Source organism: Lactobacillus hamsteri DSM 5661 = JCM 6256 (assembly GCF_000615445.1).
In the GTDB taxonomy this organism is placed as follows: domain Bacteria; phylum Bacillota; class Bacilli; order Lactobacillales; family Lactobacillaceae; genus Lactobacillus; species Lactobacillus hamsteri.
On sequence record NZ_BALY01000061.1, the window covers coordinates 1 to 2,490 of the forward strand.

The 2,490-nt window shown below is 30.2% G+C and carries 2 protein-coding genes; both read right to left on the reverse strand.

What is annotated here, in order from left to right:
• Nucleotides 1–15 precede the first annotated feature (15 nt).
• Entirely contained in the window at nt 16–1,125 is a 1,110-nt protein-coding gene (locus tag JCM6256_RS09080; RefSeq protein ID WP_025081362.1) for a DUF8462 domain-containing protein, read from the reverse strand.
• A gap of 121 nt (nt 1,126–1,246) precedes the next feature.
• The gene (locus tag JCM6256_RS09085; protein WP_025081363.1) at nt 1,247–1,990 is read right to left on the reverse strand and encodes a DUF4097 family beta strand repeat-containing protein; all 744 of its coding nucleotides are present in this window, start codon (nt 1,988–1,990) and stop codon (nt 1,247–1,249) included.
• Between the last annotated feature and the right edge of the window lie 500 nt (nt 1,991–2,490).

Here is a 2,490-nt window from a genome sequence, read left to right on the forward strand (position 1 = left end):
AGCGTGCTTCTATTATTACATCAAATCATACAATTGTTTTTCTTCCAAAATGAATTCTTTCATAAATGGTAACGAAAAAGCAATTTTTCCATAACCTACATCAATTATTATCTGACTATCTAATAATCTTCTTCTATAAGCCGACATATAACCAGGAGTTTTGCCTAACTTTTCTCTAATATAACTAATATCAACAATCTCTTTATTACTTTTAGCCATAATCAATAGAATTTTCCGATCCGTAGCCGAAAGTTCATTAGTAATCTTTACATAAGCATTTCTAAAAAGATCGTTCTTAAATTCTGGTAGAGATTCTTCAAGAGTATTTTCATCAATTACGTCTTCCGAATTTTGCCAAAGATAATATCCCAAATCCTGAAAAGCATATGCATAACCTTTCGTCATTTGGGTTACTTTAGTTAAAATTTCATTATCAATTTTCTTATTTCCACGTTGAAAAGCTTTACTATAACGAAAACGTACATCAAATAAATTCAACGGACCCAAAGGAATTCTTCCACTTCTTAACAAAAAAGTCAGTACATCATTATTTTGAAGCTCAGATACATTTTTAGGCAATCCTGTCATCATAATATTAATAGGATACTTTTTCAAAACCATAATTTGATAAATTGAGGCTAAATTTATAACTTGCTCGGTTGCTTTAACTTCATCGATAGCAATTAATAAAGATTTTCCTGCCTTTTTTAGTTTTTTCAGCATTTCTTCTAAAAGAACTTGATAAGTAGAATGTGGATCCGACACCGTGATTCCAAGTTCAAATCCTAAAGCAGAAAACGTAACCCCCTCTATTTTATTTAAAGACTTGCGAAGTGAAGAATTAGCTTCTTGATATATGCTTTGAATCAACGTAGTCATTAAGTCATTTGTCATAGCCAAATAAACAACTATCCAACCATCATCTTCTTCAAAAGTTTTAGTTATATCTGCTAACAAAGAAGTTTTACCAACTCCGCGCATTCCATAAATAAGAGAAGTTTGATACGGGCCTACACCATTTTTTAAGGATTCAACTACCTCATTTACAATTTCTTGTCTACCCAAATAAATTTTTGGAATTTTACCAAAATTAGGATCAAAAGGATTTACTGTTTTTTCTACCATAATATTCACCTACTGTTTTTATTTCTATTTTATATCTCTTTATATCTTCGATCCAGTTTTATATCTCTTTATATCTTCAAAAAATTAAAAAAGAAGAATCCATTACAGATTCTCCTCATTCCTACTCAATTCGATTGTCACCAGAAATAGTGTTCATACGCAAAAAGCTGCCATCTTGTTGTCCAACGCTTCCATGCGTTTTCTTCTCTCCAAAAATTTGGTTCTCACCGGAAATCGTATGAAGGTTAGCTTCAGCAACTTGCGTATTCTTAACCAAGTTATCACCTGAAACAGTGGAAATACTCAATTCATATTCAATTCGACTATCGATCAATCTTGTATCGCCACTTGTTACGGAAATATCGCCACTAATTAATCGAAGGCGATTAAAAGCAACATCCCCTGAAGTAGCGCTTAAATCAAGGGATGCAATTCGCAAATTTTCCCCATCAACATCACCGCTACTTGATTCAAGCTCAAGCGAATTTATCTTCAATGATGATAATCTAACATCACTGCTGGCTAAATTTAGATTTACTTCTGTAAGTTCCGTTTCCTTTGGAACAGTGATGGTTACTTTCCCCCTGCTTGAATGTACATCTATTTTGAAGAAACTTTTCTCCCAATGAAAAATTTCCTTCTCTTTCAAATCAGGTTCTTTAATTCTCATTTCATCATGATCTACTTCAACAGTTGGTTTACGATATTTTGGCCCATGATAATGAATCTCAAATTTTTCACCAGCTTTAATTTCTAAATCAAAACTTTTAAAATTCACATTTAATAATTCAAACGGATCATTGCCGATAACTTCATCGATGGTTTGAGTATCTGGATTGCCACTGGTCCTCTTAGTAAAAAACATGATTTTACTCCTATTCTTTGTATAATGCGATTTTATAATTAAAAGATTATTAATTTTATATTTGATTTTACGCCGATTTATTTAATTTTCAATTATTTTTTACTAAGTGGTTATTATTCTTTCCAAAATAAAAAGGCCTACTTTCATAGATAGTACAACTTTATATATTTGTACTGTCTACTAAAGTAGGACTATATCAATTAATCGTCCTTTTTATCGCATTATATTTAATAAATACAAATCATTATAATTATTATCTACCTGAACCATCATATTTAACTTTTTTTGTTTTGATAATACTCCCCCATTAAATCATGAGACTGTTTTATCTCACGTTGTGGCATCTTCTTTTTAAAGCTATTTGAAAAATAACAATATTAAATTATAGAAGAAAAATGTAAAATATTTTTAAAGTTTTCTAAAGATATATAAACCATAAAAAACTTTTGGCTTTTTTTGCACATTTTATTATGACAACAAAAAGGAGAATATTTTTTATG